This is a genomic window from Paraburkholderia sp. GAS38, assembly GCF_050434965.1.
GTDB classification, from domain to species: Bacteria; Pseudomonadota; Gammaproteobacteria; order Burkholderiales; family Burkholderiaceae; genus Paraburkholderia; species Paraburkholderia phenazinium_A.
Map to the genome: position 1 here is coordinate 214,455 of NZ_JBNDJO010000005.1, position 24,102 is coordinate 238,556.

Below are 24,102 nucleotides of genomic sequence, written 5' to 3' on the forward strand. Positions count from 1 at the left end.
AGGACGCCGCCCGCATTCGTCGATGCGCCGCGCCGTGCGGCGCGTAGCAATGCATGCGCCGACGATCGACCATTCCTATAAATATATGGCGTTTCAGTTTCAAACCTAAGGAGAAATTCGTGGAGACCACTCATCCGGCCGGCCGTTCATGGCTATGGCTCATCTTGCTGCTTCCGTATATCGCCCTGTTATGGCTGCCGTTCTATAACGACACGCGTCCTTCGTTCGCCGGCTTTCCGTTCTTCTACTGGTATCAGTTCCTGTGGGTCCCGCTCACGTCGCTGCTGATCTACGTCGTGTACCGAGGTCTCAAATGAGCGGATCGATTCCAGTCAACCCGGTCGCAATGGCCGTTTTCATTTTCTTCTTCCTGCTGGTTACCGTGGTGGGTTTCTTCGCGGCGCGCTGGAAAGCAGGCGACCTCACGCAGTTGCATGAGTGGGGCCTCGGCGGCCGGCAATTCGGCGTGGTGATTTCGTGGTTCCTGGTGGGCGGCGATTTCTATACCGCCTATACCGTGATCGCCGTGCCGGCGCTGGTGTATTCGGTGGGCGCCTATGGCTTCTTTGCGCTGCCTTATACGATCATCGTGTATCCGTTCGTGTTCGCAGTGATGCCGAAGCTATGGCAGATCGCCCATGCGAAAAATCACATCACGGCAGCCGACTACGTGCAGGGCGAATACGGCGGCAAGTGGTTCCCGGCTGCGGTGGCGCTCACGGGCATTGTCGCGACCATGCCGTATATCGCGCTGCAACTGGTGGGCATGCAGGTGGTGATCAAGGGCCTCGGCGTGGACGGCGAACTGCCGCTGATCGTCGCGTTCGTGATCCTCGCGCTCTACACCTACACCAGCGGCCTGCGGGCGCCGGCGATGATCGCCTTCGTCAAGGACATCATGATCTACATTGTCGTAATCGCGGCAGTATGGCTGATTCCAGCGAAACTCGGCGGCTACGCGCATGTGTTCGATGCAGCCGATACGTATTTCAAGGCCAAGGGCGGCGCGACCGGCATCATCCTGAAGCCGACCCAGTTCACCGCGTATGCGTCGCTCGCGCTCGGCTCCGCGCTGGCCGCGTTCATGTATCCGCATACGATGACGGCGGTGCTGTCGTCGTCGTCCGCGGCAACGGTGCGCAAGAACGCCATCTTCCTCCCGGCGTACACGCTGCTGCTCGGCCTGATCGCGCTGCTCGGCTATATGGCGATTGCAGCCGGCGTGCATGTGAAGTCCGCTTCGGATGTCGTGCCGGCGCTGTTCGGTACGCTGTTCCCGTCGTGGTTCGTCGGCTTTGCCGCGGCGGCGATTGCGATCAGCGCGCTGGTGCCGGCCGCCATCATGTCGATTGGCGCCGCTAACCTGTTCACGCGCAATCTGTGGCGTCCGATCGTCTCGCCGGATATGTCATCCAGCGCCGAAGCCTCGACGGCGAAGATCGTCTCGCTGGCGGTGAAGTTCGGCGCGCTGCTGTTCATCGTGTTCCTGCCCACGCAGTACGCGATCGATCTGCAGTTGCTCGGCGGCGTGTGGATCCTGCAGATTTTCCCGGCCATCGTGTTCTCGCTGTACACGCGCCGCCTGAATACGCCGGGGCTGTTCCTCGGCTGGCTGGTGGGGATCGTGCTGGGGACCGGGCTGGCGATTTCGCAAGGCCTGAAGCCGGTGTTCGCGCTGCATCTGGGCGATGCGACGTATCCGCTGTATATCGGCCTGATTGCGCTGGCAGCGAATATCGTGGTGACGTTCGTGGTGTCGGTGGTGACGCCGAAGCGCGTGAGCGTTAGCGTTTAAGAAGTTGGTTGAGCGGGCCGGCCTCGATTTCGCAGGCCGGTCCGAGAAGTGGCGTTGCGTTAGTGGCGTTAGTGGCGCTGGCAGCGTCCACGGCATCCGAAGCGTCCAGGGCTCCCCTCAAGCGGGCTCGCCCTTCACCTCACTCAGTATCCCGGCAAGAACGGCGCGTTCAGATTGAACGCGCTCAACCCGACATACCCCGGCGGTTCGTCAGTCAATACCACGTCGCGGCCCGGTTGCCATGCAGCGGCGGCCCGTTCGGCCTGCTTGCGCTGATCGAACGAGACGCCGGTCCTGCCCTCCGCCAACGACGTCTTCGCAAGCGCGTAACCATTTGCTGCCGAAACCACCAGCCACGCACAACCGCGTCGCAAGTCACGGCTCACACCCGTACCCATCAGGTAGGTCCAGCCCAGGTCGTACTGCGCCTTGTTATTGCCGCCACGGGCGCCGAGCGTCAGCCACTTGAGCGCCGCGGCGTAGTCGAGCGTCGCATACTTTCCGTGCTGGTACACGCTGCCCACAATGCCTTGTGCGTTCGCGTCGCCCTGCTGCGCCGCGCGCAGCATCCAGCGCATGCCCTCGGCGTTGTCTTCGGCCACCCCACGTCCGAGCATGTAGAAGCGCCCCACCGAGATTTCCGATTCCGTATAGCCGCTATTCGCCGCCTTGCGATACCACGCCAACGCCTGGGCATCGTCCTTCGGCACGCCGGCGCCATGCTCGTAGAGATAGCCCACCCCTGCTTGACCCACCGGGTCGCCCAGCGCGGCAGCTTTCGCATACCAGGTCATCGAGGCCTTGTAGTCCGGCTTGCCGTCGATGCCTTTATAGAACAGGCTGCCCAGTTCGTCATAGGCCGCCCCATCGCCGCGATCCGCGCCTTTGCGAAGCCAGTTATAGGCTTGCGCACCGTCGGCCTTCACGCCGAGACCCGCGGCGTAAAGCCGGCCGATGCCCGTATAAGCCTGCGCGAAACCCTGTGCCGACCCCTGTCAGATACAAGCCGCCTAGTCCAGCCTGCGCCATTGCGTTGCCTTCCAGCGCGTGCTTGCGGTAGAGCGCTTCCGCCCTGGCATAGCTTTGCGGACCCGGCTGCCGCAGCACATAAAACGACGCGAGTCCAAGGTCGCCCAGCGGATCGCCCGCCTTCGCGGCCTGGTTGAACAGGGCGAGTGCCGCCGCGTCGTCGCGAGGCAACCCTTGACCGAGCATGAGGAGCGTGCCGAGGTCCACCTGCGCTTGCGCGTTGCCGGCCTTGGCAAGCGGCTGCAGTTCGGCCTGCGCATCGGCAAAGCGCTGTTGCTGCATCGCCTGCTCGGCGCTTTTGATATCGGCGAATACGTGCGGCGCGTAGAGTGAAAGCACGCCGGCAATGAGAAGCGCACTTGAACAAACGGGGCGCAACGTGGCGATAAAGTTCGGTCGGGTCACGGAGCGGTACCAGGCGAATGCGTGTTGAGTGAGATGCGCTGTCACGAGGCCGCCGCGCTACAGATAGTCGGGCATCGTCAGCGGCGCCCTCGGACGCGGCACACGGCTCATCTGCAGCATCGTCAAAGCGAGCGCGCCGATGATCGACGTCAAGGCAATCGCGACGCCCCACAGCATGTCATAGGGACGGTAAGCCGGGCCCAGATAACGCGCGAGTGCCGGCGCATAGGGCAGATATCCGAGCAGCGCGAAAGCGTCGACGACAACGAACACCATCAGCGCAACACCGCTGCGCCACACGCGCGAACCCTTCTGCGACAGGAGCGCCCCGACAGCGATCAACACGGCCGATGCGATCAGCGTAGTCCAGGCCGGCCAGCCGGGCAGCACGCGCACGATCCAGCCCGCCGTCGTGCACATGGTGAGGTGGGTCAGGTAGAGCAGCGTGCTCGACAGTACGAAGCACAGCGTGGCGAAGCGCGCGCGCCATCCCGAGGCGGCGTTGTGCCGCGCCGCGTCGTCGCGCAGATAGTGCGTGCCCGCACGGCTGAACAACACCGCTGTCGTCGCTGCGGCAACAGGCACCGCGCACAACGCAAGCGGCCACGGCGCCACGATGAAATACGCAAGGAGTGCCAGGCATGCCGCGCACGCGTACGACACGCGTCCCCAGCCGCGACCGCGCAGCAGCGCGAGGCCGGAGATCAGCGTGACCAGCGACCACAGCAGCGCAATCAGCCACAGCCAGCGCTGCGCGACAGGATAGGCGGCGTAAAGCGACGCCGACGCATGCCGGTACGCCCGCACGAAGCTCGCGAACGACACGAGTGACAGAGCGGACTGCAGGATCATCGAGAAAATCGCGATCCGCACGGTGGTGTAGCGCCTCACGGCACTATGCGTGGACGGTAAATTGGCTGAGGACAAGGCGTAGCGAGGTGGGTAGAAAGGTCTAAGCGGAATGCTTTCTACCCTGCTATATCGGCTCGTCCGCTCGCACCTTGAGGGCACGCGCTCGACGCAAACGTCAAACGCTGCTGTCCCGCGACCGGGCATCCACCCCGCAACACCCAGTCGCGCACCGCCTTAATTAACGCTTCGGCTGAAAACCCGGCTCGCCCATCTGCCACAGCGCGAATGCCCACTCGTCGGCGAGCAGGTTGGCGTACTGCGACACGCTCGAACCGAAGCCGTGACCCGCGTCGTAGTCGATGCGCAACAGCACCGGCCGCCCGCTGCTCGTCGCCGCCTGCATCCGCGCCGCCATCTTCAGCATGTGCCACGACGAGACGCGCGGATCGTTGGCGCCGGTCGTGAAGATGATCGCAGGATACGGCGTGCCGTCATGAATGTGCGTGTAGGCGCTCATGCCGTAGAGCGCATGAAAGCCCGCCTCATCCGATGACGAGCCCATCTCCGGCACGTTCGGCGGTCCATTGGGTTCCGTCTCGAAGCGCAGCGCATCGGACAGGCCCACGTCGTCCATCACGACGCGGAACAGGCCCGGGTTGATCTCCATCGCGCCGCCCATCACGAAGCCACCCGCGCTGGCGCTGTTCGCCGCCAGATACTTCGACTGCGTGTAGTGCTGATCGATCATGTACTGCGCGCTCGCGTTGAAATCGAGCAAGGTGTTGATCTTCCAGAGCTTCTGGCCGGCACGGTGCCAGGCATCGCCATATTCGCCGCCGCCGCGCATATGCGACACCGCGATGATGCCGCCCTGCGCGAGCCACGCTTGCCACGCGGGACGATACGCCGGATCGATCGACACCCCGTAGCTGCCGTAGCCGAACACAACCGTCGGATGCGAGCCGTCGCGTTTCACGCCCTTCTGCGCGATGATCGACACCGGAATGCGCGTGCCGTCATAGCTGATAGCAAACTCGTCGTGCGCTTCGACATCGGCCGACTCGGACTTCGCCGGCGGAATCAGCCCCGTATCGGTCGCGGCGTTGCTCTTCGGATCGTAGGCGAACTCACGCGGCGCCTTCACCCAGCCCTGCAGGTTGAACATGACGCCCGGCTCGCGCGGATCCGTCGTCAAGCTCGCCACCGTGCCGCCGAAGGGCAACGCGATGTCCTGGCTCTCCTTGCCGTCGAAGGACACCCGCTTTAGCTGGAAGCTCGCACCCGCACGTTCGCCGACATACATCGCATCGTTAGCCAGCACGAAAGCGTCGATCACGTTCGGGCCCTCCGGCACGACGACGTCCGCATGCGCGAGATCCGGATGCGCGGCCGGCAGCGAAAGAATCTGGAAGCGCGAAGCACCCTTCTCCGACAGCAGATACAGGCGGTCGCCGTGCAGATGCACGTCCGTCACGCCGTCTGCGGTTTCCGCAAATTTTTGCCAGGGCGTGTCCGCACCATGTATCTGATCGAGTCTCGCCACATAGAAGATGTTGGGGTTGTCATCCATGTTGTGATTCACCACCGCAACCGCATAGGGCGAATCCGGCGACAGCAACACATAGGTCGCCTGACCTTCCGCCACCTCGAGCTTCGCCGACACGCCGCGGCCAAACACGGCCTCGTCGCCCTCGCCGTTGGGATTCTGGCCGAGCACGTGGAGATAGGTCACGGCGTTGTACTTGCTCTTCGCCAGCGGCGTGTCCGGCCCCGGCTTCGGATAGCGCAGATAGAAGAACGAGCGGTTGTCGTTGCGCCATGAGACGACGTCGTCGCCGGCACGGTCGATGACTTCGGCGGTATCGCTGCCCGACTGCGTGTCGATCACATGCAGCACGCTGTTTTCCGAGCCGCCTTCGGAGATGCCATACGCCACGTAACGGCCATCCCATGAAGGCGAATACCAGTCCAGCGCGGAGTGGTGGGCGCTGTCTTTCGCCAGCTTGGCCGGGTCCACCAGAATGTGTTCCTCGCCGTTGACGCCGTCGCGGTAAGCGAGCTTGGGCAGATTGGCGCCCGGCTCCCGCACCTGGTAGAAGATGCGCTCGCCGCGCCGCCTGAAGTCGCCGCGATGCAGGTCGTTACCCGTCAGCGCATCGATGCGTTGCGCAAGCGCGGCGCGGCCGGGAATCGCATCGAGCACCTTGCGTGTGTAATCCGCCTGCGCTTTCATCCAGCTCTGCACTTCGGGGTCCTTCAGGTTCTCCATGTAGCGGTAATTGTCGACGACCGGCGTACCGAAGTAGGTATCCGTCACCGGACGCACAGGCGCCACCGGCGGAGCGTCGGCGGCATGCGCCGCAGCGGAGGCGGCGAGCAGGACAGCAGCAAGCGTGACGGCCGTGAAAGACTGGGTTGGTTTCATTCGAGCTTCCAAAGATACGAGGCGCCGCAAGATTAACGCGACTTGCGGCAGCCCGGCTAGAGAGTCAAAAATCGCGGACGTGAACCCCGCCACGCCCGCTCGACGTGTGTGCTACGGCTACGGCTACGGTTTCGGTTTCGGCTCCGGCTGAAAACCCGGCTCGCCCATCTGCCACAGCGCGAACGACCACTCGTCGGCGAGCTGGTCGGCCGCTTGCGAGAGACTGGAGCCGATCCCATGACCCGCGTCGTAGTCGACCCGCAACAGCACCGGGCGTCCGCTGCTGGTCGCCGCCTGCACGCGCGCCGCCATCTTCAGCATGTGCCACGACGCCACGCGCGGATCGTTGGCGCCGGTGGTAAACATCACCGCCGGATAGGGCGTGCCGTCCTGCACGTGCGCATAGGCGCTCGTCGAGTACAGACCGTGAAAGCCGCTTTCCGTCGAGGTCGAACCAAACTCGGGCACGTTCGGCGGTCCGTTAGGCTCGGTCTCGCCGCGCAGGGTATCGGAATCGCCGACGTCGTCGAGGATCACATGGAACAGTCCCGGATCGATCTCCAGCGCGCCGCCCATCACGATGCCGCCCGCGCTGGCGGCGTTCGCCACCAGGTACTTCGACTGTGTGTAGTGCTGATCGATCAGGTATTGCGCGCTCGCGTTGAAGTCGAGCAGCGTGTTGATCTTGGTGAGCTTCTGACCGGCCCGATGCCACGCCTCGCCATATTCGCCGCCGCCGCGTATATGCGTCACCGCGACGATGCCGCCGTGCGCGAGCCACGCCTGCCATGTTGCGTCGTAGTACGGGTCCATGGAATCGCCATAGCTGCCGTAGCCGATCACCAGGGCAGGATGCGAGCCGTCGCGCGTCACGTCCTTGCGCGCGATGATCGACACCGGAATGCGCGTGCCGTCGTAGCTGGTGGCGAATTCATCGTGCGCCTCGATCTCGTCCGACTCGGTCTTCGCCGGCGGGATCAGTCCGGTGTCGATCGCAGCGTGGGTCTGCGGGTCGTAGGCGAGTTCGCGCGGTGCCTTGACCCAGCCCTGCAGATTGAACATGACGCCGGGCTCACGCGGGTCGACCGTCAAACTGGCGACGCTGCCCGCAAACGGCAAACCGATTGCCTGGCTATCCTTACCGTCTAGCGATACGCGCTGGAGCTGGAAACTCGCGCCCGCACGCTCGGCGAGATAGATGGCGTCGCCGGCGAGATCGAACGAGTCGATCACGTTGGCGCCTTCCGGCACCACCACCTCGGCATGCGCGAGATCCGGACGATCGAGCGGCATCGAGAGGATCTGAAAACGCGACGCGCCCTTCTGCGACATGAAGTACAACCGGTCGCCGCGCAGGCGCACATCGATCACGCCGTCTTCGGGCGCGGCGATTTTTTGCCACGGTGTCTGAGCACCGTCGATCTGCGCGAGCGGCACCACGTAAAACGTATTGGGTGCGTTGTCCATGTTGCGGTTCGCGACGGCTACCGCATACGGCGAATCCGGCGCGAGCAGCACGTAAGTACCCTGTCCTTCCGGCACGTCGAGGCTCGCCGATACGCCTTTGCCGAACACCGCCTGGTCCGCATTGCCGTCGGGATGCTCGCCGAGCACGTGGACGAACGTCACCGCGTTGTACTCGGTTTGCGACGGCGGCGTGTCGGGGCCGGCCTTCGGATAGCGCAGGTAGAAGAACGAGCGGTTATCGTTGCGCCAGGAGACGACGCAGCCGCTTGTGCGATCGATGCGCTCCGCGAGCGTCTTGCCGGTGCTCAGATCGACGACATGCAGCACGCTTTCTTCCGAGCCGCCTTCCGAGACCCCATAGGCCACATAGCGGCCATCCCAGGAGGGCGAAAACCAGTCGAGCGAGACATGATGCGCGCTGTCTTTGGCGAGCTTCGCCGGGTCCACCAGAATATGTTCCGCGCCATCGATGCCGTCGCGATACGCGAGCCTGGGCAGATTGGCGCCCGGCTCCATCACTTCGTAAAAGAGGCGCTGGCCGCGGCGCGTGAACTGATCGCGGTGCAGGTCCTTGCCGCCCAGCGCGAGGATGCGTTGCGCGAGGGCAGCGCGGCCGGGAATCGCATCGAGCACCTTGCGCGTGTAGCGCGCTTGCGCTTTCATCCAGCGCTGGACTTCGGGGTCCTTCAGATTCTCCATGTAGCGGTAGTTGTCGACAACGGCCGTACCGAAGTAGGTATTTGTCACGGGCCGCACCGCTGCAACGGGTGGACCCTCAACCGCTTGCGCGGCCGTGGATGAGGCGAGTACTGCAACTGCGAGAGAGATGGCCAGGAAAGTCTTTGTTGGTGTCATTCGCGCTTCCAGAAGTACGAGATGCTGCTAAGCCTGGCCCACCGGATTGCTCCAGTCGCTCAGGCCTTCTCTTGCATTGAGTTCGATGAACGACGGCAAGGCGCGCACGCGGATGATGTAGGGCATGAGGTTCTCCCGGCTTGTGGCCTTGCGCGGCATGTTGCGGGTCCAGCGCATCAGCATCAGGGCGAGGAAGTCCGCGGTGCTGAGCCGGCCGCCTACGAGGAAGGCACGGCCGTCGGCAAGCGTTGCGCCGAGGCGCTCCCACGCTTCTTCGATGCGACGCTCCGCAAGTGCACGGACCGCTTGTGCGCCGGCCGGGTCGCCGTCGCTATCGGCGTAAAACCAGTCGCGCATCGCGGGCAGCAGTGTGTTGGCAAAGAAGACCATCCACTCGAACCACTCGGCGCGATCGGGCGAACCCGGTGCGGGTGCAAGACCGGCCGTGGGATGGCGCTCGGCCAGCAGCATCAGCAAGGCGGCGGACTCGTGACGCGGCACGCCGTCGACGATCAGCGTCGGCACGCGCCCCGCCGGATTCAGCCGCCGATACTCGGGGTCGTGCTGGGCGCCGGTGTCGATGTCGATGAGGCGTGCCTCGAACGGAATGCCCGCTTCGATCAGCATCCAGTGCACGGCCATGCTGGCCGCACCTGGCGAGTAATACAACACATAGCTCATGTCTCGACTCCGTTTCTGTGTCTTGCGACAACGTCGCCATACCCGGAATATTTGTCTATCGTGCCTTTCGACAACGCTTGCGTCCTGAGGCATCATCGGGATCGGCCAAGGGCGCAAGGGCTAGATGATCGGACAGCATGACGCCTTGCGCAAGCTGATTTGCGCGCTTATCGAGCGTGCAATGCAACATCCGATTCGCCGTGCATAGAGCCGAACGACAACGCCCTCACACGGCGGCCACACTCTCCCATTCCAACGCGAGGTATGCATGCTTTTCAATCCGGCCCGTCACGAACCGCTGCAAACGACCGCATGGGATGAGACCCGGGTGCGCCAGTTCATCACGCGGATCGTCAGGCAGACCGAGGCGCACATGAACGTGGATGGACTGTGGCCCACGCATCCCAACGACGGCGACGGCGAAGACAATCCGCGCGAGCCGCTCACGCCGCTCTATCACGGCGCATGCGGCGTGGTCTGGGCACTCGATTACCTCGCAGCCGTCGGCGCAGTCGAACTCGAACGCGATCCGCTGGCGCATGCCGCGTCATTGCAAGCGTTGAATCGCGCGTGGCTCGAAGCGGATCACAACACCTCCTTCGGCGCGTGGATGATGGGCGAAACGCCCTGGCTGATGCTCGCGTACGGACGCGCGCCCAGCGAAGCGCTTGCCGACCAGCTCGCCGGACTGATCGCCGGCAATATCGACAACCCCACCCGCGAACTCATGTGGGGCTCGCCCGGCACGCTGCTGGCCGCGTCGTTGCTCCATGAGCGCACCCACGACGAACGCTGGGCCGAACTGTTTCGCCGGACCGCCGGCCAACTCGCGGCCGAACTGAAGTGGTCGGAAGAGCGCGGCTGTCATTACTGGACCCAGGATCTGTATGAGAAGGAGTGGACCTTCCTCGACGGCGTCCACGGTTTCGTCGGCACCGCACTGCCGCTGATACGCGGCCGGCATCTGCTCGACGCCGCCAGTTGGAGCGAATGGGAAAGCCGTATCGTCAACACACTGCAACGGACCGCGACGCTTGAAGGCGGCGCGGCCAACTGGCCGGCATTCCTAACGCCGCCCGAAGGCCGCAAGCCGACCATGCTCATGCAGTTGTGTCACGGTGCGCCGGGGTTCATCGTTTGCGTGGCGCATTTGCCGAGCCGCGAGCTGGACCCGCTGCTGCTCGCGGCAGGCGAGGCAGTCTGGGCAGCGGGACCGCTCACCAAAGGATCCAACCTGTGTCACGGCACGGGCGGCAATGGCTATGCGTTTCTCTGCCTTTACCAGCGCACGGGAGACATCAAGTGGCTTGAGCGAGCCCAGGCCTTCGCGATGCACGGCATCGCACAGACCGAGGCCGATGAAGCAACGCACGGGCAATTGCGCTACTCGCTGTGGACGGGCGACCTCGGCTTCGCGATCTATCTGTGGGACTGTCTGCGCGGCGCAGCGGCCTTCCCGACTTTGGATGTGTTCTACGGCGCGGCGGGGTGATCGGTTTGCGTGGCGTGGCGCTACCGCCGGCGCCACGCCGCACCAAACGGCCAAATATCGGGAAATTTCACGATGTGGCATGAGTCGCTGCACTACAAAAAATCGTGGTGCATGGCACAAAGCACCCGTTTCGCAATGCCGTCCCACATTCCACCATCCGGAACAAACTCAATAAGTTACTGTTTTATAACATTATTTTTTATCTGAACGATCACACCACCAACGCTTTCCCGGCGGCTCGCTGACGTAGACTCTTTTACATGAGCTGGCGTTCTGAGCGGCTGGATCGAGCGGCCTACCGCAACCGATCCGCAAAGCCTGCTTTTGAACCGGCCCGCGTCCCGCACGCAGGTCAGCCACGGAATCGCATTTTTTATGATGATCGGGAGAGAAAAAATGAAAGGCTTTCGCTTTGGCTCGACGGAAGGATCGTTCTACATTTTGCCCGGCAAGGACGGCTGGGAAGCATCGTTCGGCAACGAAACGCTTGGGGCGTTTGACAGCCCCCAGCAGGCCGCCGACGACCTCGCACGCGGCGTGTGCTGTCCGCATCTGTCCGAATCCGATACTTCGACGCTTGAAATACCGGAGAAGATCGCCGACTGGGAAATCGTGCACGTCTGAGTGAATCCACGCGCAAATGCGCCGCGGGCGGGTTGCAAGGCAGGGCTTAACGACCCCACCTTGCAACCCGCCCGCGGCGTTTTAACCGAAGCTTATTGACGCAAGCTCGTTGACGTCAGTTCATTGACGTCAGCTTCCTTACGCAACCGCATCCACGATCTTGTTGAGCGTAGCGCTCGGACGCATGGCCTGGCTCGTCAGCTCGACGTTCGGGCGGTAGTAACCGCCGATGTCCACCGGCTTGCCTTGCGCAGCCGCCAGCTCTTCGACAATCTTCGCTTCGTTCTCGGCCAGCGCCTTCGCCACACCGGCGAACTGTGCCTTCAATTCAGCGTCGTCGTTTTGCGCGGCCAGCGCCTCGGCCCAATACGTCGCCAGGTAGAAGTGGCTGCCGCGGTTGTCGATACCGCCCACCTTGCGTGCCGGCGACTTGTCGTTGTCGAGGAACTTGCCCGTTGCCTGATCCAGCGTCTTGGCCAGAACCTGTGCCTTCGGGTTGTGGTACGCGTTGCTCAGGTGTTCGAGCGAAGCGGCGAGCGCGAGGAATTCACCCAGCGAGTCCCAACGCAGGAAGCCTTCTTCGACGAGCTGCTGCACGTGCTTCGGCGCCGAACCGCCCGCGCCGGTTTCGAACATGCCGCCGCCGGCCATCAACGGGACGATCGACAGCATCTTCGCGCTGGTGCCCAGTTCCATGATCGGGAACAGGTCGGTCAGGTAGTCGCGCAGCACGTTGCCGGTGACCGAGATCGTGTCCTTGCCCGCACGAATGCGTTCGATCGAGAACTTCGTGGCTTCGACCGGCGTCAGGATGCGCAGATCCAGACCGTTCGTGTCATGGTCCTTCAGGTATTGCTCAACCTTCTTGATGATCTGGGCGTCGTGCGCACGCGCCGCGTCCAGCCAGAACACCGCCGGCGTGCCGGTCGCGCGGGCGCGGTTCACGGCCAGCTTGACCCAGTCCTGCACCGGCGCATCCTTGGTCTGGCACATGCGCCAGATGTCGCCTTCCTCAACGGCCTGCTCGAGCAGCACCGTGCCGGCTTCGTCCGTCACGCGGACCACGCCGTTCGTCTTGATCTGGAACGTCTTGTCGTGTGAACCGTATTCTTCCGCGGCTTGCGCCATCAGGCCGACGTTCGGCACGCTGCCCATCGTCACCGGATCGAATGCGCCGTGCTTCTTGCAGTCTTCGATCACAGCCTGATACACGTCGGCATAGCAACGGTCCGGAATCACGGCCTTGGCGTCGTGCAGCGCGCCGTCGGCGCCCCACATCTTGCCGGACTCGCGAATCATGGCGGGCATCGATGCGTCGACGATCACGTCGCTCGGCACGTGCAGGCTCGTGATGCCCTTGTCCGAGTTGACCATCGCCAGATGCGGGCGTTGTTCGTATTGGGCCTTGATATCCGCTTCGATCGCTTCGCGCGTTTGCTCGGGCAGATCCTTCAGGCGCGCATACAGGTCGCCGATACCGTTGTTCGGATTGAAGCCGACCTTCGCCAGCGCATCCGCGTGCTTCGCCAGCACGTCCTTATAGAACACCGAGACCACGATACCGAAGATGATCGGGTCCGAGACCTTCATCATGGTGGCCTTCAGGTGCACCGAGAACAGCACGTTGTTAGCCTTCGCATCGGCGATCTGCGCTTCGATGAAGCTGCTCAGCGCCTTCTTGCTCAGCACCGACGCGTCGATAATCTCGCCGGCCTTCACCGCCGTCTTTTCCTTCAGGACCGTCTTGCTGCCGTCAGCGGCCGTCAGTTCGATCTTCACGCTGCCGGCTGCGCCGATCAGCGCCGATTTTTCGCTGCCGTAGAAATCGCCGCTATTCATATGTGCGACGTGCGACTTCGAAGCCGCGCTCCATGCACCCATTTTGTGCGGATGCTTGCGCGCGTAGTTCTTGACCGACAGCGGCGCGCGGCGATCCGAATTGCCTTCGCGCAGCACCGGGTTCACGGCGCTGCCCTTGATCTTGTCGTAGCGCGCCTTGACGTCCTTCTCTTCGTCCGTCGTGGCGACGTCCGGATAGGACGGCAGCTTGTAGCCCTGATCGCGCAGCTCGGCGATCGCAGCCTTCAATTGCGGCACCGACGCGCTGATGTTCGGCAGCTTGACGATGTTCGCTTCCGGACGGGTAGTCAGCGCGCCCAGTTCGGCGAGATCGTCGGCCCCCTTTTGTTCCGCCGTCAGATAATCCGGGAACGCGGCGATGATCCGGCCGGCCAGCGAGATGTCGCGCGTTTCGACGGCGACGTCCGATGAGCGCGTGAAAGCCTTCACAATCGGGAGCAGCGAGTAAGTCGCCAGAGCCGGCGCTTCGTCGGTGAGGGTGTAGATGATCTTCGGCGTTGTAGACATAGCTGATGCGTTGCTTGATGAAGTGATAGACAGAGCGTTGGTCGCGCTGGGCTGGCAAGGCGGCACGGTCGGAACGGCAGACCCATGCGCACCGGACCGGCGCGGCCCACGGACTACTTTTAAGGCGCGCCCGTGAGTATAGGCGTGTTTACCAGAATACGCTTCCGGACCTTGACATAACGGCCGGGATTCGGGTGAGGTCGACCATGCCGATCCGGCACCTTTCCGGCCTCCCGCATGCACCTCGCCGAGCCAGTGAAAGCGCCGTGCGGCGCGGCTTTCGGCGATGTTGAGCCATCCTGGACGCGCGGGCCGGCCCGACGATTCGACGTCCGGCGGGACTCGCCCGCGTTTCGTCAAGCGCCGAAACAGTGCCTTGCGCGCCACGCGGGCAATCGGGCCCGGGCGGTATTGTAAGAAACGGAAGGGTAGTGATTTGAACACGACAAATTTCGTCGTGCGAGGGGGACGACCGGCAGGTGCGGGTATACGGTCAACGGTCGGGCGCACCCGGTAGATGCGCCCGACCGTTCCAACATGACACTACGCGCTGCGTCAGCCCAGCGCGGAGGTTTCCAGCAAGCCGCGTTTTTCCAGCATCGGCTCGACCGACGGATCGCGCCCGCGGAAGCTTCTAAAGGCCGTCGCCGGATCGATCGAGTTGCCCACGCTGTAGATCCACTTCAGCAGACGCTCGGCGGTGGCGCGGTCGAACGGATCGCCGGCCTCCTCGAAGGCGGCGTAGCCATCCGCCTCCAGCACCTCGGCCCACATGTAGACGTAGTAACCCGCCGCGTAGCTGTCGCCCGAGAACAGGTGCTGGAAATGCGGCAGGTAGTGACGCATGCCGATATCCTCAGGCACACCAAGCCGCGCAGCCTGCTCGGCCTGGAACTGCGCGATATCCACGGGCGTGTTGTCGGTGCGCGCGTGCAAGGCCATATCGAGCAGCGCCGGGCCGACATACTGCACGGTGGTGAAGGCCTGATTGAAGCGGCTCGCCGCCTGCAAACGTTCGAGCAGTTCCGCCGGAATCGGCTCGCCGGTTTCGACGTGACGCGCATGACGCAACAGCACTTCACGCTCCCGCGCCCAGTTCTCGAACAATTGCGACGGCAGTTCCACGAAGTCCCTGAGCACGTTGGTACCCGCCAGGCGCTCATACTGCACGTTCGACATCAGGCCGTGCAGCCCATGACCGAACTCGTGAAACAGCGTGCGGATATCGTCGAAGCTCAACAGCGCCGGCGAACCCTTGGCGAAGTTGTTGTTGTTCAGCACGATCGGCAACGTGCCGCCGTTGCGGCCCGACTGCGAGCGCAAGAGGCTCATCCACGCACCGCTGCGCTTGGTCTGCCGCGCGAAGTTGTCGCCGATGAACACGCCGATCATTTTTCCTTCGGAGTCCATCACTTCCCATAGACGCGCGTCCGGGTGATAGAGCGGAATGCCGTGACGTTCCTTGAAACGCACGCCGAAGAGCCGCGAGGCGCAATCGAACATCGCGGTCAACATCGCGTCGAGCGAGAAGTACGGCTTGACCTGCGCATCGTCGATGGCAAAGTTTTTCTGCCGCACCTTCTCCGACAGATAGCGCCAGTCCCATGCGGCAATCGGCGTCGGCTGGCCGAGCTCCACCGCTAGCGCATTCAGGCGCTCGCGGTCGTGCTTCGCCTTGCTGATGGCAGGCTTCCAGGCACGCTGCAGCAGTTCGTCCACAGCCGCCACGGAAGGCGCCATGCGATCGGCCAGCTTGTACTCGGCATAGGTCGCATAGCCCAGCAATGCCGCTTGCTCCTGGCGCAGCGCCACGATCCGCGCCGCCAGCGGGCGGTTGTCGTGCTCGCCGGCCTGGGCACCACGTGCGCCGCGCGCGCGCCAGACCTGCTCGCGCAGATCGCGCCGCTCGGAGAACGTCAGAAACGGCTCCGCGAGCGACGGCGACAGCGTAATCACATGCGTGCCTTCCGGCAGACCGCGTTCGCTCGCCGCCTGCAAGGCCGCGTCCAGAACGAACGGCGGCAGGCCGGCACGCTCGTCGGGCGTGGCGAGCGTCAAGGCGAAAGACGACTCGTCGGCAAGCACGTTCTGCGAGAACTGCGTGGACAGCGCAGCCAGTTCCTCGACGATCGCCGCGAAACGCGCTTTGTCCTGCTCGGCGAGCGTGGCGCCGGCGAGCTCGAAGTCCAGATGAAAACGTTCGAGCAAACGCAGTTGCTCGGTCGTCAAGCCGAGACTGTTGCGCTTTTCATAGAGCGCATGGAGTCGCGCGAACAACGCTTCGTTCTGGTAGACCGCGCTCGAATGCGCCGCCAGACGCGGCGACAACTCGCGCTCGATCGCCTGCAACGCGGGCGAAGTCTCGCTTGACGCGAGGTTGTAGAACACCATTTCGATGCGGTTCAGCCATTCGCCGCACGCATCGAACGCGGCTACGCAATTATTGAAAGTGGGTGCGTCAGCGAGTGTGGCAACGGCTTCGATCTCGCGCTTATGCTGCAGCATCGCGGCATCGAAGGCGGGTGAGAAATGCTCGGGGAGAATGCGATCGAACGGCGGTAAACCGTAAGGTGTTTGCCATTCTTCGAGTAGAGGATTGGCTTCTTGCGAGAGGGACATGGATGGTTTCCTTAACGCGGGGCCACCATTCTATTCCTCGCCAATAGGCGTTTGCATAAATCTCATAGAGGCGAGGCTCAGCGCGCCCTGCCGTCCGGCAAGGCGCGCTGCGTTATGCAGAACACATCTTCTGTAAGCGCGCGTTAAGGTGCTGCGTTCGTCGGCACGACATGCGGATATTCGTAGTCGAGGTATTCCGCACCGGTCCTCACGCATTGAAAACCCGCGGACTCGTAGAGGAAGCGCGCCGGGTTGCCGAGGAACACGCTCAAGGTCAGTTTCGCAAAACCGCGCGCACGCGCATCGTCAATATACTGATCGAGCAGCAGACGGCCGAGACCGCGTTGACGACACTCGTTCACTACATAGATCGAGGCGAGACAGGCTGCGCCGTCGATCGCTTCCCAGAAGCAATATCCCACCGGCACACCGTCCTGCTCGACGACGAACATGCGCTCGAGTGCGGAGGTCCACTGTCGCAAGTGGGAATGCATGGCATCCTTCCAGCGCTGCTCGTGCTCGGGTTCGATGGTCTGGATGTAATGGAGCTCGCCCTTGTAGACCATCGGCAGATCGGTTGGCCGCGCTTTTCTAACTGTTTGTTTCAGATTCAAGCCGCACTCCTTTTGGCGGAAGATCATTCCCGCCAAGGTTGCGCGGACGGCGCATTCTATAGGCGATCCCCGTATCGTGTTGGCGTGATCAATATTCGCGCGCAATGGTTGCGCGCTCAACCAACCTCGGCGCTCACGGCTCGGCGTCCCAGTAATCGAGCGAATTTTCCTTGCGCTGAATCGCGGTGAACAGCCCACCGCGTGCGCCGCGCACGATAGCCTGGTACTTGCCGGAATCGGGATACTCAACCACCTCCGGATCGTCGCGCGTGCTGATGGACAGATACTTCAACGGCGCCTCGGATGAGTTGACGATCTGATGCGGATATTGCGGACCAGGCGGAATGAAAATGACGTCGCCACCACGGATCGGCAGCAACTCGCCCGCCACTCTCAACGTGCCTTCGCCATCGAGGATCACGAACATCTCCTCCTGCGCATAATGAAAGTGATAGGGACATGAGCACTTGCCCGGCGCGACGATATCGATCGAAGCACCGAGTTTCTGTGCCGCCGTCCCCGACGCCAGCCGGGTGCACAGCGTTTCGTAAAGCGGCGCCCGGACTTCGGCATTCAATTCGACCTCGTTGAAGTTTCTGATGAGCTTGGCCGCAAGCTCCCTGGCGGTGTCGTTCACGTTTCCTCCGGTGGACGTTGCATTAAAAACGGTGTGTGCGCACGCAATGGCTACGCCGTTATTGTCTGATCTTTCGGCACCGCCCACCAGGTAAAAGCGCCCGCTGACCCGCACGACCGTGCAGGGCAACTTTACTTCCTGACGCGGGCCGGCAAGCCGTTGACTCACGCCTCACGGCCAATCTTGAGATACGTTTTCTTTTTTGCCAAACGTTTGCGTTCTGCATATCAAGTTCCCGCCTAAGCCTGCCGAAAACGCGTTCATAGCGTCGACGACACTTAAGGGAGCCTCTTGTGAAGCAGCTATGGTTTTTCGTGGCCCTTCTCGCATTGGCCGGATGCGCGCAAATGCCTCCGGTGACCGCCACGCAAGCGCCGAAGCCGCCGGTCAGCAACGAGATCATGAGCTTCACGATTCCGCCGGATGCACTCGGCGCACGCGATCCGCAACTGACCGCCGTGCTCGCCAAAGCGGGCGCGCTTGCTGCAGCGCAAAAACAGCCGACCACTATTCTCGTGACGGCGCTGGGGCAGGACCTGCCGTACCTCAACCAGGCCATCTGGCGAGGCGTGCCGGCCCAACATGCCGTCCGGCTGAGCCTCGATAACCTGACGGCCGGTGCGAATCAGCCGTACAGCGTATCGATCAAGCCCACGCAATAAGGAAGCCGAGTTTATGTATCGCCTGACCTTACTGACAACCAGCCTGCTGCTGGCGACGTCCGCGTTTGCGGGCCAGCCGGGCAGCGACGTGCAGCCCGGGGCAGCCGTGACCGTGGCGTCCATACCGCCCGCGGCGGCTGCGGCGGACAAGGTGTATCCGCCGCTGCCGACCCTCGCCATGCTGCCGCCCGCCACCGATGACGACGACGAGCCGCCCGTCAAACCGTCGAGCAAGAAAAAGAAGGTCCGCACCCAGGACCGGAAATGGGTGCCGCCGACTGCGCACCTTGTGGTCTCGGATGCCTCGCATGCGTACCTCGGCGGCATCGAAAAGCAGCTCGATCTCGCGCTTGCCAAGTAGCGCCGGCACGCCGGCTTCAACCCGCATCAACTCGCATTGACCTGCATTACCCGCATCACCCGTCATTCCCGAGTAACCGCAAAGCGCCCACGCCACACCGGGCTCCATCACCCATCGCCAGCACGCGGAGGCTTCAGCCGTGTCGAACGAACAACCCATCGCTCCGGCGGCTGCACGCCGCCGGGCCACCCATGCGGGCCATGCCGTGCGGCATGCCTACGCAGCCCTCGTCCTGTCGCTGTTGTGCGGCGCCGCGCACGCGGAGGATTGCTTTAACCAGGCCGCCGCCTACCAGGGGGTCAACCCTTCGGTGCTGCGCGCCGTGGCATGGTTCGAATCGAAGGGCGACGCGAGCGCGATCAATCGCAACGCGAACGGCTCGATCGACGTCGGCCAGTTGCAGATCAACTCCATCCATTTCGGCGATCTCGCCCGCGAGGGCGTCCCCCATCGCGCCCTCACCGATCCGTGCGTGAACGTGTATGTGGCGGCCTGGCTGCTCAAGCAAAAGATGGTGAAGTACGGCAACACCTGGCGCGCGATCGGTGCGTATCACTCGGAGTCGCCGAAGCTGCGCGACGCGTATGCGCGGAGCATTCAGAAGATCCTGGTGACATGGGGTGAGTTGCAGGTCGCGCAGAAGTCGGATTAGGTTGGGGTCGATCCGTTGTCCGGGCGGGTCTGAGTGGGCGGCTCGGGCCGGGTCCGCCACGTAGTTGGGGACGGTGGAACAGGGATTGCTGCTCGTTCCATACCTCCACTCCTGCCAGGGAGATCAACGTGACGAGCGCGCCCCGCGATGCAGAGAAGGACCCCGAGCAACCCGCTGACGAACCTGCGACTCCGGTCTCCAAACCGATTGGCGACGCTATTCCCACGCCCGTCGAACCGGGCCTCGATCAGCCGCTGCCGGAGAAGCCGGCGGATGAGCCGGCGGAAAGGAAGCCTTGAAGCTTGAGCCCCCCGCCGACTTCCGGAGACGACACGCGGTCTTGAGGGCCGATCTGCTTCGTTAGCAACGGTCCAACCTTTCCCATTTCCCAAGAACACGCATTCAATGATGCGGAGCAGGCGGCGACGCCGGCTCGTGTGGCGCCTCGGCGCTGGGCGCCGTCGCCGGTCTGCGCTCCGTCTGGGCCTCATGCATCGCCTCGGCGACGATACGCTTCGCGTCCGCGCTGCCCGAGTCGATCACCAGCGCGCTGCCGGCATTGTGCCAGGCACAGGTCCAGCGGCTCATGTATTCGCAACCGCGCGCGACATCGAGCGCGGCGTCGCGTTGCTGTTCGCGCGCGCTCAGGTCGGCGCGCATGCCGAGTGCATCGCGGTTCTTCGGCTGGACGTTGAGGACCGCCGCGAGCCGTGAGTCAGCAGCGGACAGGTTGTCCCGCTGCAGCATCGCGCGGGCGATTTGCAGATTCCTCGTGACATCCGCCTGTACATCGGGGCGCGTCGGGTTCTGGTTGCCTGCGATGTCGCGCTTCGTTGCAGGCGTTGGAGCTGTTGGAGGTGCGGGAGGCGTTGCGTGATGAGGCGTCGCCGCGAGCGCTTCGGCAGGCTTGGGAGCGGTGGTTGGCTTGGGCGCGGCGGCTGGCTTGGGAGCCGTGGATGGCTTAGTGGCAGCAGGGTTTGTGACCTGAGCGGCTTGGGTAGTCGAGGCTTGGGTAGTAGCGGTTTGTTGGGTCGAAGTCTGCGCGGTTGAGGTTTGTACCGCCGAACTCTGCACGCCAGGACTGCGCACGCCTGAGGCTTGCACGGCCGCGCTCTGACTAGTCGTGACCGAGCCGAACACGGCTTTCGGCGCCACATTGCCCACCTCGCGACCCGACCGCAATCCAAAGTACGCCACCCCAGCTACAACCAGCAACGCCAACCCCGACAGCAAGACCAACACCACACCCGGCAGCCGGCGAACTCGCCCCGGCCCGCCCCACGGATCGTGCCTGGCGTAAAAGCGGTCGTCCTCAGCGCCTGCGGGCGTGTTCCACGCAGCGGGCGCGGCGAGTTGCGGTTTGATGGAGGCAGCAGGGGCTGGCAGGCGGGCTGTCGCCGACGAGGACTTCGGTGGCAACCAGCCGAGCGGGTCGAGCGAGTCGGCCTGGTTGGCGCCACAAGAAGGACAGGACAGCAAACGGGTGGCTAAGGTCGCACCACAGTGCCGGCACTGTGTGAAATCGGGCTGATCGGAAGTGATATCACTAAGCATTGGCCGAACCGCCACTCACGTTGCGAGAACAGACATGTCCGCCTGTTGAGCGCGGCACGCGCAAAATATGACTGGCTTGCGCACAAAGATCAATCGGCGATTTCGGCCAATTGGCGGATGAAGGATATTCGCGCGCGTTAGCGACTCAATACCGCGCAATAAGGTGGGATGAACCCCATCCTCAAGACTCGATGTTGAAGCGAGGCAAGCGGTGCGGGACAACGTCCGGCTTGCTGGCGCAAATGTTGCGCGACAGCGCAGACAATTCAGCGCACACTGAGTGGAGGCTCGGACATTTCGCCGGGCACACATGCAAACGGGAGTCTTGTCATGGCAAAAGGTCAAATGCGCAGCAATCGCGAAGTCAAGAAACCGAAGCAGGACAAAAAGTCCGCGCCGGCCACGTTGCCTTCGGGCGCGCCACCCATTCGGGTGACGCCGGCTTCGTCGTCCACAACCAAGAAGCATTAAGCCAAGATCGATAAGGACTCAGGCTAAGGACCCAGCCGAATCGCAGTTCGATTCGGCAACGCGTGTGGCGAGCAGCGCACATGAACGCCACACGCGAGTTCATTGAATTAGTCACGCTCAACCGCGCTGTGCAGCAGTCAACACCCCCGCCGTCAGGCGAGCGGGTTCTCCTCTTTCCAGCCGTGCAATCGCCGCCGCCGAAATCGACTGATGGGTGTTGCTCGCACTGCTTTGCCGCACGTTCGGGCGATAGACCGGGGCCCCCGGCAAAATGGGTTCGCCACTCACCGAACACACGCCCTTACGACGAGCCGTACGCAAATTCCAGGTCTGCTCGCCATACCGGCCTGACGTCGCGTCGGCCCAGGAAATCACGATCGAAGTGGGTGAAAGACGCTCCAGTATCTCTACGCAGGCAGCGTTTCGTCTGGAGTCCCGACCTTTGCCATGCCGTGCCGTCGAAGCCAGGCGAGCTTCGGCATCCCGCTCGGCCCAGGGCGACGACACCGGGGCAAGCAAGGCCAGCATGTGCAACCACCGCTGATCGTCGGCACTGCCGTTGATGAGTCCCATGTCCATGGTCGCGACGCCTCAATGCGGGCCAGTCCTATAAGTTTTCGCGGATCATCGCGAACACGTCGGCGGACTGCCCCTGCAGCAGGGCTTTCGCCGAATACAGGACCATCCCGTACGCCGCGCCCCACTCGATCTTCGGCGGCATCACGAGCGTCATCGTATCCACCTTGACGTTGAGCAGCGCGGGACCGGGCTCGTTCAGCCAGGCGACGACAGCGTCTTCGAGCTCGTCGGATTTCGTCACCGTGCGCCCCCACAGTCCGATCACTTCCGCGACCTTGCCGAAGTCGGGGTTTTGCAGGCCCGTATAGAGCGGCAGCATGCCTTCGGACTTCTGCTCGATGTCGATAAATCCCAGCTTGCCGTTATCGAACACCACCACCTTGATGGGCAGCTTCTCCTGCACGATCGTCATTAGCTCGCCGAACAGCATGGCGATACCGCCGTCGCCGGACATTGCAATCACCTGGCGGCCCGGTTGGCACTTTTGCAGGCCCAATGCCATCGGCATGGCCGCCGCCATCGTGCCGTGCAGCAGACTCGAAAACACCCGGCGTTTTCCATTCGTCTCGATGTGCCGATAGAGCCACACCGTGGGCGTGCCGTCGTCGGCGCAGAAGATCGCATCGTCCGTTGCGTGGCGGTTGATCAGCTCGGTCAGATAGATGGGTGGAATCGTCCCGCGGTCCGAGGCCACAGCCTTGGAGCGGTGGGTTTCGAGCGCCTGAGCATGCCGTGCGACGAGCTTGTCGCGGAACTCGGTCGACGTGCGCGGCTTGAGGCGTGGCAGCAATGCCTCCATGGTGGACTTGATATCGCCCACCAGCCCGAGCGTGACCGGATGGCGGCGGCCGAGATGATCGGGCGCAAGATCGATCTGGACGATTTTGGCCTTCTCCGGATAGAACTGCCGCCACGCGAAGTCGGCGCCGAGCAGTAGCAAGGTCTCGCATTCGGAGACCGCCAGATAGCCCGCTTCGCCGCCGATAATCCCGGTCATGCCGACGTTGTACGGGTTGTCGTGCTCGAGCACGTCCTTGGCGCGGGACGTGTGCGCAATCGGCGCCTTGAGCCGCTCGGCGACCGCGAGAATTTCAGCGTGGGCGCCGCGGCATCCCGAACCGCCATAGATCGCAATCTTGTCGCCCGAATTGAGGATCTCGGCAACGCGGTCGAGGTCGGCGTCGCTCGGCCGGACCATCGGCACGTTCGTGTGCACGGAATACGGGACGTTGTCGTTCGCACTGGCGTGGGCAATGTCGACCGGCACGATCAGCACGGCCACCCCACCCTTCGCAATGGCGGTCTGACAGGCGATCACCGTCTTGCGGCGCGCCTGCTCCGGCGTAATGATCATGTCGCAGAACACGCTGCACGAGCCGTAGATCGCCTTGAAGTCGACCTCTTGCGGAAAGTTGAAGCCGAGTTCCTCGCTCGCCACCTGGGTGGCGATGAGGATAACCGGCGCCCGATTGCGGTTGGCGTCCACCAGGCCGTTAATGAAGTGAAGACTGCCGGGGCCGCAGCTTCCGGCGACGGCCGTCAGGTTGCCGGTCAACATGGCTTCGCCTTCGGCGGCGAACGCGCCTGCCTCCTCGTGACGCACATGGACCCACTCGATCTCGCTCTCGTTGATGTGGTGGGCGATGAGATTCAGCGTGTCGCCCACGATTCCGTAGCAATGTTTGACGCCGGCTGCAGCGAGGGTCTCCACAATGATCTCGGCAACTTTCTTGCTCATCTCCACTCTCCTGAAAGGGATCCATGCACCATGTGCGAAGATTGATTTTGCATGGACCCCTTATCAGCAGATATCACCCCGATGGGGGATCGGTGCCATGCCGATGGCTCCGTGAAAGCAGCGGACACGCTGACCCGCCAGTTTTGCGACAATAGCGCCTTTGCCGCACCGGTTCGCGCCGCGAATCCCACCTCTGCCGTGGGACGCGCCAGGCTCGAGGATG

General features: G+C 63.2%; 22 protein-coding genes. 9 read left to right on the top strand and 13 right to left on the bottom strand.

Annotation, left to right across the window (positions count from 1 at the left end):
• Positions 1-119 precede the first annotated feature (119 nt).
• Both P3T42_RS14330 and mctP read left to right on the top strand, forming a co-directional pair.
• On the top strand, positions 120-317 hold the full coding sequence (locus tag P3T42_RS14330; protein WP_074302283.1) for a DUF3311 domain-containing protein: 198 nt from the start codon (positions 120-122) through the stop codon (positions 315-317).
• Positions 314-1,795 (top strand): monocarboxylate uptake permease MctP, encoded by a 1,482-nt coding sequence (gene mctP / locus P3T42_RS14335; protein ID WP_429306419.1) that lies wholly within the window; start codon positions 314-316, stop codon positions 1,793-1,795. Before P3T42_RS14330 ends, mctP begins: the two co-directional genes overlap by 4 nt.
• Before the next feature lie 143 nt (positions 1,796-1,938).
• Here the strand turns inward: mctP and P3T42_RS14340 are convergent, their stop codons facing one another.
• From P3T42_RS14340 to P3T42_RS14365, 6 genes are all read right to left on the bottom strand, one after another.
• On the bottom strand, positions 1,939-2,721 hold the full coding sequence (locus P3T42_RS14340) for a tetratricopeptide repeat protein (protein ID WP_429306420.1): 783 nt from the start codon (positions 2,719-2,721) through the stop codon (positions 1,939-1,941).
• Complete coding sequence (locus P3T42_RS14345; protein WP_429306421.1) at positions 2,693-3,229, bottom strand: tetratricopeptide repeat protein; 537 nt, start codon at positions 3,227-3,229, stop codon at positions 2,693-2,695. The genes P3T42_RS14340 and P3T42_RS14345 overlap by 29 nt, the downstream gene beginning before the upstream one ends.
• 57 nt (positions 3,230-3,286) lie before the next feature.
• Entirely contained in the window at positions 3,287-4,120 is an 834-nt protein-coding gene (locus P3T42_RS14350) for a hypothetical protein (RefSeq protein WP_429306422.1), read from the bottom strand.
• Positions 4,121-4,319: 199 nt separating this feature from the next.
• The gene (locus P3T42_RS14355) at positions 4,320-6,506 is read right to left on the bottom strand and encodes a prolyl oligopeptidase family serine peptidase (protein WP_429306423.1); all 2,187 of its coding nucleotides are present in this window, start codon (positions 6,504-6,506) and stop codon (positions 4,320-4,322) included.
• Positions 6,507-6,629: 123 nt separating this feature from the next.
• The gene (locus P3T42_RS14360) at positions 6,630-8,828 is read right to left on the bottom strand and encodes a prolyl oligopeptidase family serine peptidase (protein WP_429306424.1); all 2,199 of its coding nucleotides are present in this window, start codon (positions 8,826-8,828) and stop codon (positions 6,630-6,632) included.
• 27 nt (positions 8,829-8,855) lie between these two features.
• Entirely contained in the window at positions 8,856-9,509 is a 654-nt protein-coding gene (locus tag P3T42_RS14365) for a glutathione S-transferase family protein (protein WP_074302290.1), read from the bottom strand.
• 268 nt (positions 9,510-9,777) lie between these two features.
• Here P3T42_RS14365 and P3T42_RS14370 point away from each other — a divergent pair, with 268 nt between their 5' ends.
• Together P3T42_RS14370 and P3T42_RS14375 are read left to right on the top strand one after the other, a co-directional pair.
• Positions 9,778-11,001 (top strand): lanthionine synthetase C family protein, encoded by a 1,224-nt coding sequence (locus tag P3T42_RS14370; protein WP_429306425.1) that lies wholly within the window; start codon positions 9,778-9,780, stop codon positions 10,999-11,001.
• A 396-nt stretch (positions 11,002-11,397) separates the two neighbouring features.
• Positions 11,398-11,625 (top strand): hypothetical protein, encoded by a 228-nt coding sequence (locus tag P3T42_RS14375; protein WP_074302292.1) that lies wholly within the window; start codon positions 11,398-11,400, stop codon positions 11,623-11,625.
• 138 nt (positions 11,626-11,763) lie between these two features.
• Here the strand turns inward: P3T42_RS14375 and P3T42_RS14380 are convergent, their stop codons facing one another.
• The 4 genes from P3T42_RS14380 to P3T42_RS14395 form a co-directional block, all read right to left on the bottom strand.
• Positions 11,764-13,992, bottom strand: a complete 2,229-nt coding sequence (locus P3T42_RS14380) for an NADP-dependent isocitrate dehydrogenase (protein ID WP_429306426.1) — start codon at positions 13,990-13,992, stop codon at positions 11,764-11,766.
• 555 nt (positions 13,993-14,547) lie between these two features.
• A complete protein-coding gene (locus P3T42_RS14385) occupies positions 14,548-16,611 on the bottom strand; it encodes a M3 family metallopeptidase (protein ID WP_429306427.1) in 2,064 nt (687 codons plus the stop codon).
• Between the two features lie 143 nt (positions 16,612-16,754).
• Complete coding sequence (locus tag P3T42_RS14390; RefSeq protein WP_429306428.1) at positions 16,755-17,225, bottom strand: N-acetyltransferase family protein; 471 nt, start codon at positions 17,223-17,225, stop codon at positions 16,755-16,757.
• A 133-nt stretch (positions 17,226-17,358) separates the two neighbouring features.
• Entirely contained in the window at positions 17,359-17,862 is a 504-nt protein-coding gene (locus tag P3T42_RS14395; RefSeq protein WP_074302295.1) for a cupin domain-containing protein, read from the bottom strand.
• A 347-nt stretch (positions 17,863-18,209) separates the two neighbouring features.
• On the opposite strand from P3T42_RS14395, the gene P3T42_RS14400 reads away from it, so the two are divergent.
• The 4 genes from P3T42_RS14400 (at position 18,210) to P3T42_RS14415 (ending at position 19,836) form a co-directional block, all read left to right on the top strand.
• Positions 18,210-18,524 carry a hypothetical protein gene (locus tag P3T42_RS14400; protein ID WP_074302805.1) on the top strand — a complete coding sequence of 105 codons (315 nt, stop codon included), beginning with the start codon at positions 18,210-18,212 and terminating at the stop codon, positions 18,522-18,524.
• 13 nt (positions 18,525-18,537) lie between these two features.
• Positions 18,538-18,885 (top strand): hypothetical protein, encoded by a 348-nt coding sequence (locus P3T42_RS14405; protein ID WP_074302296.1) that lies wholly within the window; start codon positions 18,538-18,540, stop codon positions 18,883-18,885.
• 205 nt (positions 18,886-19,090) lie between these two features.
• Positions 19,091-19,537 carry a lytic transglycosylase domain-containing protein gene (locus P3T42_RS14410; RefSeq protein WP_429306573.1) on the top strand — a complete coding sequence of 149 codons (447 nt, stop codon included), beginning with the start codon at positions 19,091-19,093 and terminating at the stop codon, positions 19,535-19,537.
• Between the two features lie 128 nt (positions 19,538-19,665).
• Entirely contained in the window at positions 19,666-19,836 is a 171-nt protein-coding gene (locus tag P3T42_RS14415) for a hypothetical protein (RefSeq protein WP_429306429.1), read from the top strand.
• A 103-nt stretch (positions 19,837-19,939) separates the two neighbouring features.
• Here P3T42_RS14415 and P3T42_RS14420 read toward each other — a convergent pair whose 3' ends face one another.
• On the bottom strand, positions 19,940-21,016 hold the full coding sequence (locus P3T42_RS14420; protein WP_429306430.1) for a hypothetical protein: 1,077 nt from the start codon (positions 21,014-21,016) through the stop codon (positions 19,940-19,942).
• A 405-nt stretch (positions 21,017-21,421) separates the two neighbouring features.
• On the opposite strand from P3T42_RS14420, the gene P3T42_RS14425 reads away from it, so the two are divergent.
• A complete protein-coding gene (locus tag P3T42_RS14425) occupies positions 21,422-21,562 on the top strand; it encodes a hypothetical protein (RefSeq protein WP_171991773.1) in 141 nt (46 codons plus the stop codon).
• A 117-nt stretch (positions 21,563-21,679) separates the two neighbouring features.
• On the opposite strand, the gene P3T42_RS14430 is transcribed toward P3T42_RS14425, so the two are convergent.
• Positions 21,680-22,141, bottom strand: a complete 462-nt coding sequence (locus P3T42_RS14430; RefSeq protein WP_429306431.1) for a DUF3331 domain-containing protein — start codon at positions 22,139-22,141, stop codon at positions 21,680-21,682.
• Between the two features lie 28 nt (positions 22,142-22,169).
• Positions 22,170-23,879, bottom strand: a complete 1,710-nt coding sequence (locus P3T42_RS14435; protein WP_074302299.1) for a thiamine pyrophosphate-dependent enzyme — start codon at positions 23,877-23,879, stop codon at positions 22,170-22,172.
• Between the last annotated feature and the right edge of the window lie 223 nt (positions 23,880-24,102).

Coding starts and splice junctions, on each gene's coding strand:
- P3T42_RS14370 (WP_429306425.1), top strand. CDS start 9,778: ATGCTTTTCAATCCGGCCCGTCACGAACCGCTGCAAACGACCGCATGG.
- P3T42_RS14375 (WP_074302292.1), top strand. CDS start 11,398: ATGAAAGGCTTTCGCTTTGGCTCGACGGAAGGATCGTTCTACATTTTG.
- P3T42_RS14385 (WP_429306427.1), bottom strand. CDS start 16,611: ATGTCCCTCTCGCAAGAAGCCAATCCTCTACTCGAAGAATGGCAAACA.
- P3T42_RS14400 (WP_074302805.1), top strand. CDS start 18,210: ATGCCTCCGGTGACCGCCACGCAAGCGCCGAAGCCGCCGGTCAGCAAC.
- P3T42_RS14360 (WP_429306424.1), bottom strand. CDS start 8,828: ATGACACCAACAAAGACTTTCCTGGCCATCTCTCTCGCAGTTGCAGTA.
- P3T42_RS14355 (WP_429306423.1), bottom strand. CDS start 6,506: ATGAAACCAACCCAGTCTTTCACGGCCGTCACGCTTGCTGCTGTCCTG.
- P3T42_RS14380 (WP_429306426.1), bottom strand. CDS start 13,992: ATGTCTACAACGCCGAAGATCATCTACACCCTCACCGACGAAGCGCCG.
- P3T42_RS14405 (WP_074302296.1), top strand. CDS start 18,538: ATGTATCGCCTGACCTTACTGACAACCAGCCTGCTGCTGGCGACGTCC.
- P3T42_RS14435 (WP_074302299.1), bottom strand. CDS start 23,879: ATGAGCAAGAAAGTTGCCGAGATCATTGTGGAGACCCTCGCTGCAGCC.
- P3T42_RS14365 (WP_074302290.1), bottom strand. CDS start 9,509: ATGAGCTATGTGTTGTATTACTCGCCAGGTGCGGCCAGCATGGCCGTG.
- P3T42_RS14425 (WP_171991773.1), top strand. CDS start 21,422: ATGGCAAAAGGTCAAATGCGCAGCAATCGCGAAGTCAAGAAACCGAAG.
- mctP (WP_429306419.1), top strand. CDS start 314: ATGAGCGGATCGATTCCAGTCAACCCGGTCGCAATGGCCGTTTTCATT.
- P3T42_RS14430 (WP_429306431.1), bottom strand. CDS start 22,141: ATGGACATGGGACTCATCAACGGCAGTGCCGACGATCAGCGGTGGTTG.